Below are 15898 nucleotides of genomic sequence, written 5' to 3'. Positions count from 1 at the left end.
CAGCAAAAGCGGCGTCTGCAGCGGCGCGCCGGACGGGAACGGTCGCTGCGCTGCCGATTTCGCCGCAGGCGCGTTGCGCCGCGCCTCTGCGTGCTCCGGACGATTCATCGCCCCGGCACGTGGCTGACGCCCAGAACACCCACAAATCAAGTCAAGCACCGGGCAGTCCCGGTCTCCAAGTATTGAAAGGGGATTTTTCGATGGACCTTCGTAAACTGAAAACGCTGATCGACCTCGTCTCGGAATCCGGCATCTCGGAGCTGGAAGTGACGGAGGGCGAAGGCAAGGTTCGCATCGTCAAGAACGCGGCGCCCGTCTACATGCAGGCTCCGCAGCAATACGCGCCGCAAGCGCAGGCGCAAGCCGCGCCGAGCTTCGCCGCATCGGGCGATGCGGGTGCGAGCGCAGGCGCCGCCGCGCCGGCCGCCGCGCCGCAAGGTCACGTCGTCACCTCGCCGATGGTGGGTTCGTTCTACCGCGCGCCGTCGCCGGGCGCCGATCCTTTCGTGCAGGTCGGCGATACGGTCAAGGAAGGCCAGACGCTGTGCATCATCGAAGCCATGAAGCTCCTGAACGAAATCGAATCGGACAAGTCCGGCGTCGTGAAGGAAATTCTTGTCGAGAACGGTCAGGCGGTCGAGTACGGCCAGCCGCTCTTCGTGATCGGCGACTAAGCGCGTCGGGCCGTGCGCCGGACGCATCGCTCCGGTTCGCCCGGCTTAACCGCGCCGGCGCACGCCATCCGCAAGCATCCGGAGGCGCGCGCCGCCGATTCGAATCCCGAGGGCCGCTCGCGCGTGCCCGTTGATGAGCCGACCCACTGCCATGTTTGAAAAAATCCTCATTGCGAACCGCGGCGAAATCGCGCTTCGCATCCAGCGCGCGTGCCGCGAACTGGGCGTCAAGACAGTCGTCGTCTATTCAGAAGCCGACAAGGAAGCGAAGTACGTGAAGCTCGCCGACGAAGCCGTCTGTATCGGACCGGCGCCGTCGAACCTGTCGTATCTGAACATGCCCGCGCTCATCAGCGCGGCCGAAGTCACCGACGCCGAAGCCATCCATCCCGGCTACGGCTTTCTTTCCGAGAACGCGGATTTCGCCGAGCGCGTCGAGCAATCGGGCTTCACGTTCATCGGCCCGCGCCCGGAGACCATTCGCCTGATGGGCGACAAGGTCACGGCCAAGCAGACCATGATCAAGACCGGCGTGCCGTGCGTGCCGGGTTCGGAAGGCGCGTTGCCGGAAGATCCGAAGGAGATCGTGAAAATTGCGCGCGCGGTCGGCTATCCCGTCATCATCAAGGCGGCGGGCGGCGGCGGCGGACGCGGCATGCGCGTGGTCCACACGGAAGCGGCGCTCGTTAATGCCGTGAACATGACGCGCGAAGAAGCGGGACGCGCATTCGGCAATCCGCAGGTCTACATGGAGAAATTCCTGGAGAACCCGCGGCATATCGAAATTCAGGTGCTGTCGGATTCGTTCCGCAACGCGCTGTGGCTCGGCGAGCGAGACTGCTCCATGCAGCGCCGCCACCAGAAGGTGGTCGAAGAAGCGCCGGCGCCTGGCATCGCGCGGCGTCTGATCGACCGCATCGGCGACCGCTGCGCCGAAGCGTGCAAGAAGATGGGCTATCTGGGCGCGGGCACGTTCGAATTCCTGTACGAAAACAACGAGTTCTACTTCATCGAAATGAACACGCGCGTGCAGGTCGAGCATCCGGTGACGGAGCTGATCACGGGCGTCGATATCGTGCAGGAGCAGATCCGCATTGCGGCGGGCGAGAAGCTCACGCTGCGTCAGAAGGACATCCAGTTCCGCGGCCACGCCATCGAATGCCGCATCAACGCGGAAGACCCGTTCAAGTTCACGCCGTCGCCGGGACGCATCACGTCGTGGCACGCGGCGGGCGGCCCGGGCATCCGCGTCGATTCGCACGCGTACAACGGCTATTTCGTCCCGCCGAACTACGATTCGATGATCGGCAAGCTGATTTCCTACGGCGCGACGCGCGAACAGGCGATCAACCGCATGCGTATCGCGTTGTCGGAGATGGTCGTGGAAGGCATCTCGACCAACATTCCGCTGCACCGCGAACTGATGATCGACGCGAAGTTCGTCGAAGGCGGCACGAGCATCCACTACCTCGAAAACAAGCTCGCCGCGCGTCAGGCGGCGGTGGCCGAAGAGTCGTAAAGCGCCTTGGCAGAGACACGAGCATGAGTTACCGGGAACTGATCGCCGAGCTGGACCGCGAACACGCGGAGGCGCTGTCGGATGCGCTGTTGGAGATGGGCGCGCTCTCGGTGTCCGTCGAGGATGCCGACGCCGACACGCCCGACGAGCAGCCGCTCTTCGGCGAGCCCGGGCTCACGCCCGAGCGCAGCGCGTGGAAGCGTTCGCGCGTGGTCGCGCTGCTCGCCGAGGACGCGGACCCGGCCGTGCTGCTCGCCGCGGCGTCCAACGATATCGGCCTGAAAGCGACGCCCGCGTTCTCCGTGCGCGAAGTCGAAGAGCAGGACTGGGTGCGTCTGACGCAGGCGCAGTTCGATCCGATTCAGATCGGCGAGCGCATCTGGGTCGTGCCGTCCTGGCACGACGCGCCCGATCCCGACGCCCTCGTGCTTGAGCTCGATCCCGGCCTCGCGTTCGGCACGGGCAGCCATCCGACCACGCGCCTGTGCATGGAATGGCTGGAGCAATCGGTGAAGCCGGGGCAGTCGTTGCTGGACTACGGCTGCGGCTCGGGCATCCTCGCCATTCTTGCGAAAAAGTGCGGCGCGAATCCGGTCTATGGCATCGACATCGATCCGCAAGCGGTCGAGTCCGCGCGCCAGAACAGCGAGCGTAATCGCGCGGACGTCACATACGGCCTGCCCGACGATTGCCCCGCCGGCGAATTCGACATCGTGGTCGCCAATATTCTCTCGAATCCGCTCAAGCTCATGGCCTCGATGCTCGCCGCGAAGGTGAAGCCGGGCGGGCGGCTTGCGCTGTCGGGCATCCTCGCGCGCCAGGCCGACGAGGTCGCGGCGGTGTATGCGAAGTGGATCGATATCGGCGTCTGGCGCGAGCACGAAGGCTGGGTGTGCCTTGCCGGAACGCGGCGCGAAAGCCTTTAGAATAGCGCCATCATCACCGTTTCGGCCGCGAGGCCGCTGGCACTTTCCACTGGCACTTCCTATGGCGCTGGCTACCCGCTGCCCACACTGCGAAACCGTATTCAAGCTCGATCCGCATCTGCTCGCGCCGCATGACGGGCGGGTGCGGTGCGGCCATTGTCAGGAAGTGTTCGACGCGGCGCATCATCGGTTCGAACTGCCGGACGAGTCAGCCGAGCCAGACGAAGCGCAGCACGCCGCGCTGATCGACGATGAAGTCGCGGTCGGTCCTTCGACGTTCTCATCGTCGAAGAAGGAAGCACCGCACGTGCCGCCCACGTTGGCGGTGCCGCGCCAACTGGATCTCGGAAAGCAGTCCACCGCCAAGCCGTTTCCGCCGCCCAGGGCCAAAGAAGACAGCGATCCCACCGTGCAAGCGAGCGCGCCGGCGTTCGCGGGTGCGTCCATGCAATCGCCGCCCGAGCGCAAGGTTCCGCGCAAGGACGCCGCGAACGAACCGGACGCCGAGCCTGTCGCCAAACCGGTTCCGCTCGGCCGGACCAAGCCGGTCGCAGTGTCGGATGCGCCGCTGAACGACGACACGCAAGCGCCGCCGCCCAGAGCGCAGACACCGAAGCGCCCTGAACCCGCATTGCCGCCCTCGCGTTTCGTCGATCCGCTCGACGACCGTGCGGAACCTTTTATCGGCCCCGCACAGAAGCGGCCCGAACCGCCGCGCGCGCGGCCTGCCCCTGCCCCTTCCGCCCCCGCGCAAGAATGGGACGAAGACGAGCCCGGCTTCGACGGGAGGACGGCGCGCTCGGGCACCGCCGCACACGCGCCGAGCGCCAACGAAGCGTTTCCGGTCACGCGCGAGCCGCGCATCGACATCCCGCAACCGGCCAAGCCAGCGCGCAAGGGCTTGCGTGCGCTCGGCGTCGTCGCGGCGGTGTTGCTCGTGCTGCTGCTCTTGATCCAGCTCGCGTGGTGGCAACGCGAAACGGTCATGGTCTACGTCCCCGGCTCGCACGCTTTCTACGTCAATATCTGCGACGAAATCGGCTGCACCATCTCGCCGCCGCGTTACATCTCCGGGTTGCAGATCGAGAGCTCCGGTTTGCGTCAGGTGGACGGCCCGCACAAGCTCGAACTGAAGCTCATGCTGCGCAACCGGTCGGACGTCGCGCTCGCCTATCCTGCACTCGAACTCACGCTGCTCGACGACAAGAGCGACGTCGCCATCCGCCGCGTGCTGTGGCCGCAGGATTACGCGCGACCGGGTACGATATTCGCCATCGGCCTTCCGCCGCAAAGCGCGCAACCGGTCGTCGTCCGGCTCGATACGGGCGACGCCGTCGCCGCGAATTACAGGGTGCAAGTCTTCTATCCGTGACCGGATGGTCGCGCAAGCACCCGGCTTTCACGACGCGGCCCGGCAGCATCTCGCCGGGCGCGCAGTTCCCGTCAGCATCTGACACATCCTCTGGAGCGCAACATGAGTCAAGTTACCCTCGGCGGCAACCCGATCGAAGTCAGCGGCACGTTCCCGAGCGAAGGACAGCAAGCCCCCGCGTTCACGCTCGTCGGCGCGGACCTCGGCGACATCACGCTCGCGAGCTTCGCGGGCAAACGCAAGGTGCTGAACATCGTCCCGAGCCTCGACACGCCGACGTGCGCCACGTCGACGCGCAAGTTCAACGAATCGGCTGGCAAGCTGGACAACACGGTCGTGCTCGTCGTCTCCGGCGACCTGCCGTTCGCGGCCAAGCGGTTCTGCACGACCGAAGGCCTGGCCAACGTAGTGACGGCATCGACGTTCCGCGGCCACGAATTCGCGCAGTCCTACGGCGTGGACGTGACGAGCGGCCCGCTCAAGGGTCTGACCGCGCGCGCGGTCGTCGTGCTGGACGAAAACGACAAGGTGCTGCACGCCGAACTCGTGCCGGAAATCAAGAACGAGCCGAACTACGATTCGGCGCTCGCCGCACTGAAGTAAAGTGCATGGACGGACCGCTTCGGCGGTCCGCGCATACGGGGCGCGGCGGTCCTTGCGTTCGACCAGTGCCCACGCCGCCGCGCGCCGTATGCGCCACCTTTTCCTCGCGCCTCATTAACAAAGGACGTTCGCCTTGGCTACGCTCATCTGCGGCTCGCTCGCCTACGACAACATCATGACCTTCCAAGGCCGCTTCGGCGACCACATCCTGCCGGACCAGGTGCACATGCTGAACATCAGCTTCCTGGTGCCGACGATGCGGCGCAACTTCGGCGGCTGCGCGGGCAACATCGCGTATGCGCTGAAGCTGCTCGGCGGCGATGCGAAGATCATGGCGACGCTCGGCGAAGCGGACGCGCAGCTCTACATCGACCGGCTCGATATGCTCGGGCTGTCGAAGGAGTATGTGCGAGTGCTGCCCGGGCAGCACTCGGCGCAATGCTTCATCACGACCGATCTGGCGAACAATCAGATCACCGCCTTCCACCCCGGCGCGATGATGGAATCGCACCTGAACCGCGCCGACGAAGCGCAGGGCATCACGCTCGGCATCGTGGCGCCGGACGGCGCGGATGGCATGCGCGAACACGCCAAACAGTTCGCGGCGGCGGGCGTGCCGTTCATCTTCGATCCGGGTCAGGGTTTGCCTATCCTCGAAGGTGTAGAGCTTTGTCGCATGATTGAACTCGCCACATACGTGACGGTCAACGACTACGAAGCCAAGCTGTTGAGCAACAAGACCGGATGGTCGATCGAAGACATCAAGAGCCGGGTCGACGCGCTGATCGTCACGCGTGGCGAACACGGCGCGCAGATCTATCATGATGATGGCGTCATGGACGTGCCGGCCGTCAAAGCGCGGCAGGTCGTGGACCCGACCGGCTGCGGCGACGCATTTCGCGGCGGCCTGTTGTACGGCATCGAGAACAAGCTTGGCTGGGAAAAGACGGGGCGTCTCGCGAGTCTGATGGGTGCGTTGAAGATCGAGCATCAGGGCCCGCAAACTTATGCGCCGACGCGCGCCGAAATCGAAGAACGTTTCAAGCAGGCTTTCGGAAGCAGCCTGTCGTGATCGAGTGGACGAAGGGAGTAAAGCAATGAAAACGGTAAGTCGCATGGTGCTGGCAGCATCGCTCATCGGCTCAGTCGCGCTGACGGGCTGCGCCTACAACAGCAGTTCGCCCGACGTCTACACGGCGTCGCAGGCGCAGCGCGAGGAAACGGTGCGCATGGCGACCGTCGAAAGCGTGCGGGGCGTGAAGATCAGCTCCAACAACGGCCAGCCGACCGGCCTCGGCGCCATCGGCGGCGGCGCGCTCGGCGGCGTCGCGGCGGGCAGCGCAATCGGCGGCGGTAACGGGTCGATCATCGCGGGGATCATCGGCGGGCTGGCCGGCGCAGTCGCGGGCAACGCCGTGGAGAACAGCGTCTCGACGAAGAACGGGCTGGAGATCACCGTGCGTCTGGACAACGGCGATCTGCGCGCCATCACCCAGACGTCGAATGGCGAAGTGTTCCAGGCGGGCGAGCGTGTACGACTGCTGTCGAGCGGCGGCGTAACGCGCGTGACGCACTAAGTTCGTCTGAAGTATTCGACTGGGAAATCGCAACCAGCCTGCGGTTGCCCGAAGAAGCGCATGCATCGAAAGAGGCATGCGCTTTTTTCGTTCGTCGGGCGCTGCGAGTACCGCGCGAACTTGCTTCGGGCGCCGAAGCGAGAAACCCGCCGCCGGGCATGACCGGCGACGGGTCGAGGCCGGGTAGGCCTACCCGGTCGTAAGGCACATCGAGGTGTGCCGCGGTGCTTCGAACTGCTGTTGCCGCGACTTACGGACGGCTGCCCGTCGGGAACGGCCATGCTGCTGCCGGGTTCAACGCCGTCTTGACTGCCGTGGCCGGAGCCGCCGGAGCGGGCGTCGACACGGTCGTAGCCGTCGTTGCGGGAGCGGCAGCGGTCGTCTTCTTTGCAGCAGCAGCCTTCTTGGCCGGCGCCTTCTTTGCAGCAGGCTCGGCTTTCTTCGCTGCGGGAGCAGGCGCGGAAGCGGCAGGCGCAGCCGGGGCAGCGGCGGTTTTCGCCGACGCCTTCTTCGCAGGAGCCTTCTTCGCGGCAGCCTTCTTCGCGGGCGCTTTCTTCGCAGCGGCCTTCTTCGCCGCCGCCTTCTTCGCGGGCGCCTTCTTGGCGGCAGCCTTCTTCGCAGGCGCCTTCTTCGCGGCGGCCTTCTTGGCAGGCGCCTTCTTCGCGGCGGCCTTCTTCGTGGCTACCTTCTTGGTGGCGACTTTCTTCGCTGCGGCTTTTTTCGCGGGCGCCTTCTTGGCCGCTACCTTCTTCGTGGCGACCTTCTTCGCTGCTGCCTTCTTGGCCGGTGCAGCCTTCTTCGCCGCAACCTTCTTCACTGCGACTTTCTTGGCCGCGACCTTCTTCGTGGCGACCTTCTTCGCTGCTACCTTCTTTGCCGGTGCGGCGGCCTTCTTGGCGGGGGCTTTCTTTGCTGCAGCCTTTTTCGCGGCGGGTTTCTTCTTGGCAACTGCCATGGTTTTTCTCCTTCAGGTTTTCAGATGAGAGTCAGTTCAAACAACACCCTTCGTCAAAACCCGCTTCTTCGCGTGGAGGCTCTCAGGGCACACGCTACGAAGCGGATTATTCATCGGCGTACGCTGATCCCACCTGCTTACGCTAATGAATACGGCAAGGCGCGCCGTGCCCCGAGGCACCGCGCGCCAAATTGAGTCAGCGCCCATACACGGCGCCGGCCATCGCTTGATCGAGCCAGCGAGCTTGTCGCCGGCATTTTCCGGGGGGAAGTTTGCCCATCCCATTGAAGGGAACGCAAAACGCCTGTCTTTCAATCGAACCACTCGGTCCGTCAAGTCAGTAGGCGCACTTTGCATCAGGCGACCGTTCTCCTAAACCTTGTCGGCGGCGCGCGCGCAATGATGCACGCTGCTGCCCAGCCGTCCCATCGATTTCGTCTGCAACACGTCCTGGGCTTGTTGTTATTCCCAGGTCAGCGCGCCGCCGGTTTGATACTCAATCACGCGTGTCTCGAAGAAGTTGCGTTCTTTCTTCAAGTCGATCATTTCGCTCATCCACGGGAACGGGTTTTCCTCGTTCGGGTAGAGCGGGTCCAGGCCGATCTGCTGGCAACGCCGATTGCAGATGAACCGCAAGTAGCTCTTGAACATCGACGCGTTCAGGCCGAGAACCCCGCGCGGCATGGTGTCTTCAGCGTAGCGATATTCAAGATCGACAGCCTGCTTGAAGAGTTCGCGAATCTCCGCCTTGAATTCGGCGGTCCACAGTTGCGGCTCTTCCAGCTTGATCTGGTTGATGAGGTCGATGCCGAAGTTGCAGTGCATCGATTCATCGCGGAGGATGTACTGATACTGCTCCGCCGCGCCCGTCATCTTGTTCTGGCGACCCAGCGCCAGAATCTGCGTGAAGCCTACATAGAAGAAAAGTCCTTCCATGATGCAGGCGAACACGATCAACGACTTGAGCAATTTCTGGTCCGCTTCCAGCGTGCCGGTGGTGAAGGCCGGGTCGGTCAACGTCTGGATGAACGGGATCAGGAACTCGTCCTTGTCACGGATCGACTTGACCTCGTGATACGCGTTGAAGATCTCGCTTTCGTCGAGGCCGAGCGATTCGACGATGTACTGATACGCATGCGTGTGGATCGCCTCTTCGAACGCCTGGCGCAGCAGGAACTGGCGGCACTCCGGAGCGGTGATGTGGCGATACGTGCCGAGCACGATGTTGTTCGCGGCGAGCGAGTCGGCCGTGACGAAGAAGCCGAGGTTGCGCTTGACGATGCGGCGCTCGTCGTCGGACAGACCGTTCGGGTCTTTCCACAGGGCGATGTCGCGCGACATGTTCACTTCCTGCGGCATCCAGTGATTCGCGCAGCCGGCGAGGTACTTCTCCCACGCCCACTTGTACTTGAACGGCACGAGCTGGTTGACGTCGGTCTTGCCGTTGATGATGCGCTTGTCGGCGACGTTGACGCGCGCTTCGCTCTGCGCGGCGATGGCGCCAGCGGAAGGCGTGGCGGCTGCGGGAGGCACGAAGCCATCCGAGAAGATGTTCTGCGCCTGAGCAGTCTGATGGGCGGCTTGATGATCGAACGATTGAGCAGCATGCGCTGCGCTCTGCGTACCGAAAGCCGTGCCTTGAGCGTTGCGCAACGTGTTGTGTTGCGAACCGCTCGACGGAGTTACGGCAGTGGTCTCGTCATCCCAGTTGAGCATAAATTCTCACCATCAATTTAGATCGGTTTGTACCATCTTTTCATGAGCGATAAAAGAGCTTGCTCATGAAAATTCTCGTTTTCTAGCGATTTGGATTCAGCGTTGCTACCTGCATACAACACTTGGCTCTGCGCATCGTGTTCGATGTGTGATGCGAGCATGAGAGAGACGTGTGTGAAGCGGTCCTCATCGACTCTCTTCAAGCGTTGCAATGCGTGATCGGACTGCGTTGCTTCAATGCTTCGATCGATGCTTCCATCGATGCTTCGATGCCGTGATGCGAAGGCTTGCGACTGCCCGCGATGATCGACCGACGCGAGCGCCGTTGATCGAATGCGATGCAAGGCAAGCGAAGATGAAAGCGCGTGCTCTTTTGACGTCGCTCCATCACGCTTGGGGTCCTGAGCGATGTCTCGTTGCTGCCTTCGCGCGCTTCGAATTCGTTGCGGAAGTTTAGCATTCGCCGCCCGGCTTTACCACAATATATTGTGCCCTCGCCGGCCCCGCTCTACTACCTATAGCGGGCGCCGTCAACGCCTCAATGGGTCGAGCAACGCGCGCAGATTGTTGTGATCGATCTCGTGCATGAGCGCAAGCAGCGCACCCAGCTTGCCTTGAGGAAAACCCTCACGCGCGAACCACGCGAGATAGTGACCGGGGAGGTCGGCGATGAGCCGGTCCTTGTACTTGCCGTATGGCATCGTCTGCGTCACGAGACGCTGCAGGTCTTGCGGGTCCATCTCTCTTCACTCCATGAGCATGTTCGTTGCATCGCATAGCAGCCGGCGCGCAATCGCGCGTGCTTCACATCGGTGCCATAATCGCCGCTCTTGCCGCCATGACTGATCGCATTCTCTGATGCCGCTCGCCGTCAAAGCTTTCATTGCCCCTCTCATCGTCGCGTGTGCGATGTTCATGGAAAGCGTCGACGCCAACGTCATCGTCACTGCGATTCCCGAAATGGCGCGCGCCTTCGGCCGCGATCCCGTCACACTCAAGATTGCCGTCACCAGTTACGTGCTCGGCTTGGGCGTCTTTATTCCCATCTGCGGCTGGGTGGCCGATCGCTTCGGCGCACGCGCCGTCTTTCGCGCGGCCATCGGCGTGTTCGTTGCCGGCTCGCTGCTGTGCGCGGCATCCACATCGCTCGGGCCGTTCACCGTCGCGCGTTTCATTCAGGGCGTGGGCGGCGCGATGATGGTACCGGTTGGCCGCATCATCATCTTCCGTTCGGTGCGCCGCTCGGAGTTCATTCGCGCGATGAACTACCTCTCCGTTCCCGCGATGCTCGGCCCGGCCGCCGGCCCGCTGCTCGGCGGCTTCATCACGACGTATCTGCACTGGCGGCTGATCTTCTTCATCAACATTCCGATCGGCATCGCGGGCATCTACCTGACCAATCGATACATCGCCGACTCCCGCGAAGAACATCCGGGCCGGCTCGACTGGCTCGGCTTCTTTCTCTCGGCGGGCGCGGGCGTGTTGCTGCTGCTCGGGCTTTCGCTCGTCGGCGGTGAACTGGTGCCGCAGAGCGTCGCCTTCGCGATGTGTGCGCTCGGCGCGCTGATGGTCGCGCTCTACTGCGTGTACGCGCGCCGTGCCGAGCGGCCGCTGCTCGACCTGCGCTTCTTTCGCGTGCCGACGTTTCAGGCGAGCGTCCTGGGCGGCTCGCTCTTTCGCATTGGCCTCGGTGCCGTGCCGTTCCTCTTGCCGCTCGCGTTGCAGGAAGGTCTCGGCATGACGGCGTTCAAGTCCGGCGCGATCACGTGTGCATCGGCGTTCGGCGGCATGTTCATGCGCTCGCTTGCATCGCGCGTGCTGCATCGATTCGGCTTCCGGCAGACGCTTCTCTTCAACGCGGCGCTCTCTGGCTTGGCGATTGCGGCATGCGGCACGTTCTTTCCCGGCACGCCGACTTGGGTGATCTGGACAGTCGTGCTGCTCGGCGGCTTCTTTCCGGCGCTGCAGTTCACGAGCCTCAATTCGCTCGCTTACGCGGAGATCGAAACGCGCGATGTCGGTCGGGCGACGAGTCTTGCCAGCTTCGTGCAGCAGGTGTCGCTCGGGCTTGGTGTCACGGTCGCGGGGATTACGCTTGATGTTTCGCAATATCTCAATGGTCACGCCAGCGTGCGGTGGTCGGACTTCTGGCCTGCTTTTGTTGTCGTTGGGTTGTTCTCGTTTTTCTCCATGCCGGTTACGGCTCGGTTGGCGCGGGATGCGGGCGTTGAGATTTCTCGCGGGACGCGGGGGTAAGGTTCTCTTTGTTTTTGCCTACCGGCGGTGTTTCTTGTGCTTCGCGCTTCCTTCCTGCTGCTCCTTCCGCGTCGTTGATCCTGCTCGTCGTGGAACTTAATTTCGTGTCGGTCGATTGGCGTTGCCCCTCCCCGGGGCGAGGGTCACTTTCTTTGCTGCTGCAAAGAAAGTAACCAAAGAAAGCAGCTTTTTTTGGCCCGAAGCAGCAAGAGACTTGTCACTTCGCAGACATGCGGTGGCGCTACTTGAATTGGCAGCCTTGAATCACTCTCCACGCCCGCTGAGCGCCACGTCCTCCGAGCCCCACGGCTCGACAAAACCATGCGCGCGGCTTTACGCTTCGCCTCCGGCAAGTGGTAGTCGGTAGCGCATTGATAAGTTCCTGCACGCACCGGTGCGCATCTAGCCCCCATGTCGCGCCCCAAAGTTTGGTTCATACACAGGGCCCACGCATGCAAACCCTGGGTGTTGAGGAGCCAAGGGGCTCGGAGGACGTGGCGCTCAGCGGGCGTGGAAGGTGATTCAGGGTTGGTTCAAACTGAGTGCCAATGTCGTTTTGCGGAGTGCTTCGTCATTTAGACCGCGGGCGAAAAAGCTGCTTTCTTTGGTTACTTTCTTTGCAGCAGCAAAGAAAGTGACCCCCGCCCCGGGGAGGGGCAACGCTAATAGACCGACGCGAATACAAGTTCCACGACAAAACAAGCCAACAAAAAAGCAAAAAGCCGGCACCGAGGACCACCTCAGCACCGGCCTTCGCCAAGAGCAAAACCCTATTCAGGCGCCAGCGAAAGAACTCACTGACATGCCTCACACTCGTCGAACCCCGGATCGCCCGGACGCATCATGCAGACGGGCCCGTCGGCTTCCGGCTCAGCAGCCGCCGCGACCGCAGGCGCTGCAGCAGCAGCATTGAAACCACCACCCACGCCGCCGGCAGCAGACGAAGCACCGCCCGACGACACACCGAAGCCACCGCCAGCACCGGAGCCGCCGTCACCCGACGGCACCGCGTTCAACGCGCCGTGCGCCACGGTCGACTTCTCGACGTGCGTCGCCGCCATCGTGCGGAGGTAATACGTCGTCTTGAGGCCGCGCAGCCACGCGAGCTTGTACACCTCGTCGAGCTTCTTGCCCGACGCGCCCCCCATGTAGATGTTCAGCGACTGCGCCTGGTCGATCCACTTCTGACGGCGCGACGCCGCTTCCACCAGCCACTTCGGATCGACTTCAAATGCCGTCGCATAGATCGCGCGCAGGTCGGCCGGAACGCGGTCGATGCGCGAGAGCGTGCCGTCGAAGTACTTCAGGTCCGACACCATCACTTCGTCCCACAGGCCGCGCGCCTTCAGATCACGCACGAGGTAGTCGTTGACCACCGTGAATTCGCCAGACAGATTCGACTTCACGTACAGGTTCTGGAACGTCGGCTCGATACACGCCGAGACGCCGATGATGTTCGAGATCGTCGCCGTCGGCGCAATCGCCACGCAGTTCGAGTTGCGCATGCCGTGCGTCGCGATGCGCGAACGCAGCGTCGACCAGTCCATCGACTCGGACGTGTCCACTTCCACGTAACCGCCGCGCGCTTCGGCCAAGAGCTTCACCGTGTCTTGCGGGAGGATGCCGCGATCCCACAACGAGCCGCGATAGCTCGAATAACGGCCGCGCTCTTCCGCCAGTTCCGTCGACGCGTAGTAAGCGTAGTAGCACACGGCTTCCATCGAACGATCCGCGAATTCCACCGCTTCCTGCGACGCATACGGCGTGCGCAGCAAGTGCAGGCAGTCCTGGAAGCCCATGATGCCCATACCCACCGGACGATGCTTCAGATTCGAATTGCGCGCCTTCGGCACCGCGTAGTAGTTGATGTCGATCACGTTGTCGAGCATGCGCATTGCAACGCTGATGGTGCGCTTCAACTTCGCGTGATCCAGCGCGAGCGTGCCGTCGGCCTGCTTCGTCAGGTGCGCGACGAGGTTCACCGAGCCGAGATTACACACGGCGATTTCCGTGTCGCTCGTATTCAGCGTGATTTCCGTGCACAGGTTCGACGAATGCACGACGCCCACGTGCTGCTGCGGCGAACGCACGTTGCACGGGTCCTTGAACGTGATCCACGGATGGCCCGTTTCGAACAGCATGCCGAGCATCTTGCGCCACAAGTGCTGCGCCGGAACCTTCTTGAAAAGCTTGATCTCGCCGCGCGCGGCTTTCTCTTCATAAGCGACGTACGCCTTCTCGAAGTCCGCGCCGAACAGATCATGCAGGTCCGGACACGTGGACGGCGAGAAGAGCGTCCACTCGCCGCCTTCCATCACGCGCTTCATGAACAGGTCGGGAATCCAGTTCGCCGTGTTCATGTCGTGCGTGCGGCGGCGGTCGTCGCCCGTGTTCTTGCGCAGTTCCAGGAATTCTTCGATGTCGAGGTGCCACGTCTCGAGGTACGCGCACACCGCGCCCTTGCGCTTGCCGCCCTGATTCACCGCGACGGCCGTGTCGTTCACCACCTTCAGGAACGGCACGACGCCTTGCGACTTGCCGTTCGTGCCCTTGATATGCGAACCGAGCGCGCGCACGCGCGTCCAGTCGTTGCCGAGGCCGCCCGCGAACTTCGAGAGCAGCGCGTTTTCCTTGAGCGCCTCGTAGATGCCGTCGAGGTCGTCGGCCACCGTCGTCAGATAGCACGACGAAAGCTGCGAGCGATGCGTGCCCGAGTTGAAGAGCGTCGGCGTCGAGGACATGAAGTCGAACGACGACAGCACGTTGTAGAACTCGATGGCGCGCGCTTCGCGGTCGATTTCGTTCAGCGACAGACCCATCGCGACGCGCATGAAGAACGCCTGCGGCAACTCGATGCGCGTGCCCTCGACGTGCAGGAAGTAGCGGTCGTACAGCGTTTGCAGGCCGAGGTAGCCGAACTGCAGGTCGCGGTTCGCGTCGAGCGCGGCGCCGAGACGCTTCAGGTCGAACTGCTGCAGCTTGTCGTCCAGCAGGCCGGCTTCCACGCCGCGCTTGATGAACTGCGGGAAGTACTCGGCGTAACGCTCGCCCATTTCGGCTTGCGTGACTTCGCCTTCGAGAATTTCGCGGCGGATCGTGTGCAACAGGATGCGCGCGGTGACCTGGCTGTACGCCGGGTCTTTCTCGATCATCGTGCGCGCGGCGAGAATGGCCGAGTCGTAGACCTGATTCATCGGCACGCCGTCGTACAGGTTCTTCACCGTTTCCGCGACGATCGGATCAGCCGAGACGGCATCGCCCAGATTCGCGCAGGCGGAGACAATCAGCGCCTTCAGCGCGTCGAGATCGAGCGGGCGCGTGATGCCGTTGTCCGTCACGTTGATGACGCCTTCATGCGTCTTCGCGTTCTGCGCGTGGCCGCGGTCCTGCTCGCGCTGCTGCGTGCGCTTCTCGCGATACAGCACGTAGGCGCGCGCCACGTTGTGCTCGCCACCGCGCATCAGCGCGAGTTCGACCTGATCCTGAATGTCTTCGATATGGAACGTGCCGCCGTGCGGACGGCTGCGCAACAGCGCGCGCACGACCGCCTGCGTGAGTTGCTCGACCTGCTCGCGCACGCGAGCGGACGCCGCGCCCTGGCCGCCGTTCACGGCGATGAACGCCTTCGTCACGGCGATCGCGATCTTGGACGGCTCGAACGACACCACGCTTCCGTTGCGACGGATGACCTTATAGTCGGCATACGTCGTGTTCGACGCGGGCGATTGCGCGCCCTGAACGTGCGACCCGCCAGCATGCTGTGCGGATGCGCCTTCGTAGGAAGTCGTGGCGTTGTCGGTGGTTTGCATGTGCAAAACTCCTGGTGTTCGAATGGTGCGGATGATCCGCGGATTTATCACTTATGCCGCGTGCGTCGCCTCATGAGACGCGCGTCGCGGTGTTTTGGCGGCAAGCCGGGCTGTGAAGACAGCAGGCCTTGAACACGAGTCGCGGCGATGGCGGCCCGCACTCTTATGGCGTCGCGTGCGGTGCCCGCGTTGGCGCGCGGTGTCGGTCGACGCAACTCGCGTTCACTTGCATGCTTCTTCACGGTGCTGCTTTGCTGGCGCTCGATGCGCGCCGGTTTCGTGACCGAGAACCGCCTGCGCACCGCCCCGAGCCAGCGAAACTTCTGATACGCCGGAAAGCCGGCGGCGCCGGCTTTTGGGAGCGGGCGCCGCCTCTACAACACAAGATATAGTGCAAAGTACGTCTTTCGGCACCAAGTATAGTGGAACTTGCCGTGGTCTCAAAAAGGTTTATTTGCTTCGGAAGCGGTCGGGCGGGGTTGACTTTTGCG

General features: G+C 63.1%; 12 protein-coding genes and 1 pseudogene. 8 read left to right on the top strand and 5 right to left on the bottom strand.

From position 1 onward, the window contains the following. The first annotated feature begins 200 nt into the window (after positions 1–200). From accB to P9239_RS06725, 7 genes are all read left to right on the top strand, one after another. On the top strand, positions 201–674 hold the full coding sequence (gene accB, locus P9239_RS06755; RefSeq protein ID WP_309749751.1) for an acetyl-CoA carboxylase biotin carboxyl carrier protein: 474 nt from the start codon (positions 201–203) through the stop codon (positions 672–674). 151 nt (positions 675–825) lie between these two features. Further along, positions 826–2193, top strand: coding sequence for an acetyl-CoA carboxylase biotin carboxylase subunit (gene accC / locus P9239_RS06750; protein WP_250473065.1), 1368 nt, complete (start codon positions 826–828; stop codon positions 2191–2193). 23 nt (positions 2194–2216) lie between these two features. After that, entirely contained in the window at positions 2217–3119 is a 903-nt protein-coding gene (gene prmA / locus P9239_RS06745) for a 50S ribosomal protein L11 methyltransferase (RefSeq protein WP_309749750.1), read from the top strand. 61 nt (positions 3120–3180) lie between these two features. Then, the gene (locus tag P9239_RS06740; RefSeq protein WP_309749749.1) at positions 3181–4491 is read left to right on the top strand and encodes a DUF3426 domain-containing protein; all 1311 of its coding nucleotides are present in this window, start codon (positions 3181–3183) and stop codon (positions 4489–4491) included. A gap of 102 nt (positions 4492–4593) precedes the next feature. Next, a complete protein-coding gene (tpx, locus tag P9239_RS06735) occupies positions 4594–5094 on the top strand; it encodes a thiol peroxidase (protein ID WP_159836997.1) in 501 nt (166 codons plus the stop codon). Between the two features lie 133 nt (positions 5095–5227). Beyond that, positions 5228–6166, top strand: coding sequence for a carbohydrate kinase family protein (locus tag P9239_RS06730; RefSeq protein WP_309749748.1), 939 nt, complete (start codon positions 5228–5230; stop codon positions 6164–6166). A gap of 25 nt (positions 6167–6191) precedes the next feature. Beyond that, complete coding sequence (locus P9239_RS06725) at positions 6192–6671, top strand: hypothetical protein (protein WP_309749747.1); 480 nt, start codon at positions 6192–6194, stop codon at positions 6669–6671. Positions 6672–6921: 250 nt separating this feature from the next. Here P9239_RS06725 and P9239_RS06720 read toward each other — a convergent pair whose 3' ends face one another. The 4 genes and pseudogenes from P9239_RS06720 to P9239_RS06705 form a co-directional block, all read right to left on the bottom strand. Beyond that, positions 6922–7626, bottom strand: a complete 705-nt coding sequence (locus P9239_RS06720; protein ID WP_309749746.1) for a histone H1-like DNA-binding protein — start codon at positions 7624–7626, stop codon at positions 6922–6924. Between the two features lie 31 nt (positions 7627–7657). Next, positions 7658–7983: pseudogene (locus tag P9239_RS06715) on the bottom strand (hypothetical protein). A 105-nt stretch (positions 7984–8088) separates the two neighbouring features. Beyond that, complete coding sequence (locus tag P9239_RS06710; RefSeq protein ID WP_244847259.1) at positions 8089–9342, bottom strand: ribonucleotide-diphosphate reductase subunit beta; 1254 nt, start codon at positions 9340–9342, stop codon at positions 8089–8091. 530 nt (positions 9343–9872) lie between these two features. Next, positions 9873–10082, bottom strand: a complete 210-nt coding sequence (locus tag P9239_RS06705) for a DUF3820 family protein (protein ID WP_309749745.1) — start codon at positions 10080–10082, stop codon at positions 9873–9875. A gap of 118 nt (positions 10083–10200) precedes the next feature. On the opposite strand from P9239_RS06705, the gene P9239_RS06700 reads away from it, so the two are divergent. Further along, the gene (locus P9239_RS06700; protein ID WP_309749744.1) at positions 10201–11598 is read left to right on the top strand and encodes an MFS transporter; all 1398 of its coding nucleotides are present in this window, start codon (positions 10201–10203) and stop codon (positions 11596–11598) included. Positions 11599–12392: 794 nt separating this feature from the next. On the opposite strand, the gene P9239_RS06695 is transcribed toward P9239_RS06700, so the two are convergent. Continuing rightward, positions 12393–15407, bottom strand: a complete 3015-nt coding sequence (locus P9239_RS06695; RefSeq protein WP_309749742.1) for a ribonucleoside-diphosphate reductase subunit alpha — start codon at positions 15405–15407, stop codon at positions 12393–12395. Between the last annotated feature and the right edge of the window lie 491 nt (positions 15408–15898).

The organism is Caballeronia sp. LZ062 (genome assembly GCF_031450785.1).
GTDB lineage: Bacteria > Pseudomonadota > Gammaproteobacteria > Burkholderiales > Burkholderiaceae > Caballeronia.
This window is presented reverse-complemented; position numbering and strand designations above follow the sequence as displayed.

Coding starts and splice junctions, on each gene's coding strand:
- accB (WP_309749751.1), top strand. CDS start 201: ATGGACCTTCGTAAACTGAAAACGCTGATCGACCTCGTCTCGGAATCC.
- accC (WP_250473065.1), top strand. CDS start 826: ATGTTTGAAAAAATCCTCATTGCGAACCGCGGCGAAATCGCGCTTCGC.
- prmA (WP_309749750.1), top strand. CDS start 2,217: ATGAGTTACCGGGAACTGATCGCCGAGCTGGACCGCGAACACGCGGAG.
- P9239_RS06740 (WP_309749749.1), top strand. CDS start 3,181: ATGGCGCTGGCTACCCGCTGCCCACACTGCGAAACCGTATTCAAGCTC.
- tpx (WP_159836997.1), top strand. CDS start 4,594: ATGAGTCAAGTTACCCTCGGCGGCAACCCGATCGAAGTCAGCGGCACG.
- P9239_RS06725 (WP_309749747.1), top strand. CDS start 6,192: ATGAAAACGGTAAGTCGCATGGTGCTGGCAGCATCGCTCATCGGCTCA.
- P9239_RS06720 (WP_309749746.1), bottom strand. CDS start 7,626: ATGGCAGTTGCCAAGAAGAAACCCGCCGCGAAAAAGGCTGCAGCAAAG.
- P9239_RS06710 (WP_244847259.1), bottom strand. CDS start 9,342: ATGCTCAACTGGGATGACGAGACCACTGCCGTAACTCCGTCGAGCGGT.
- P9239_RS06705 (WP_309749745.1), bottom strand. CDS start 10,082: ATGGACCCGCAAGACCTGCAGCGTCTCGTGACGCAGACGATGCCATAC.
- P9239_RS06700 (WP_309749744.1), top strand. CDS start 10,201: ATGCCGCTCGCCGTCAAAGCTTTCATTGCCCCTCTCATCGTCGCGTGT.
- P9239_RS06695 (WP_309749742.1), bottom strand. CDS start 15,407: ATGCAAACCACCGACAACGCCACGACTTCCTACGAAGGCGCATCCGCA.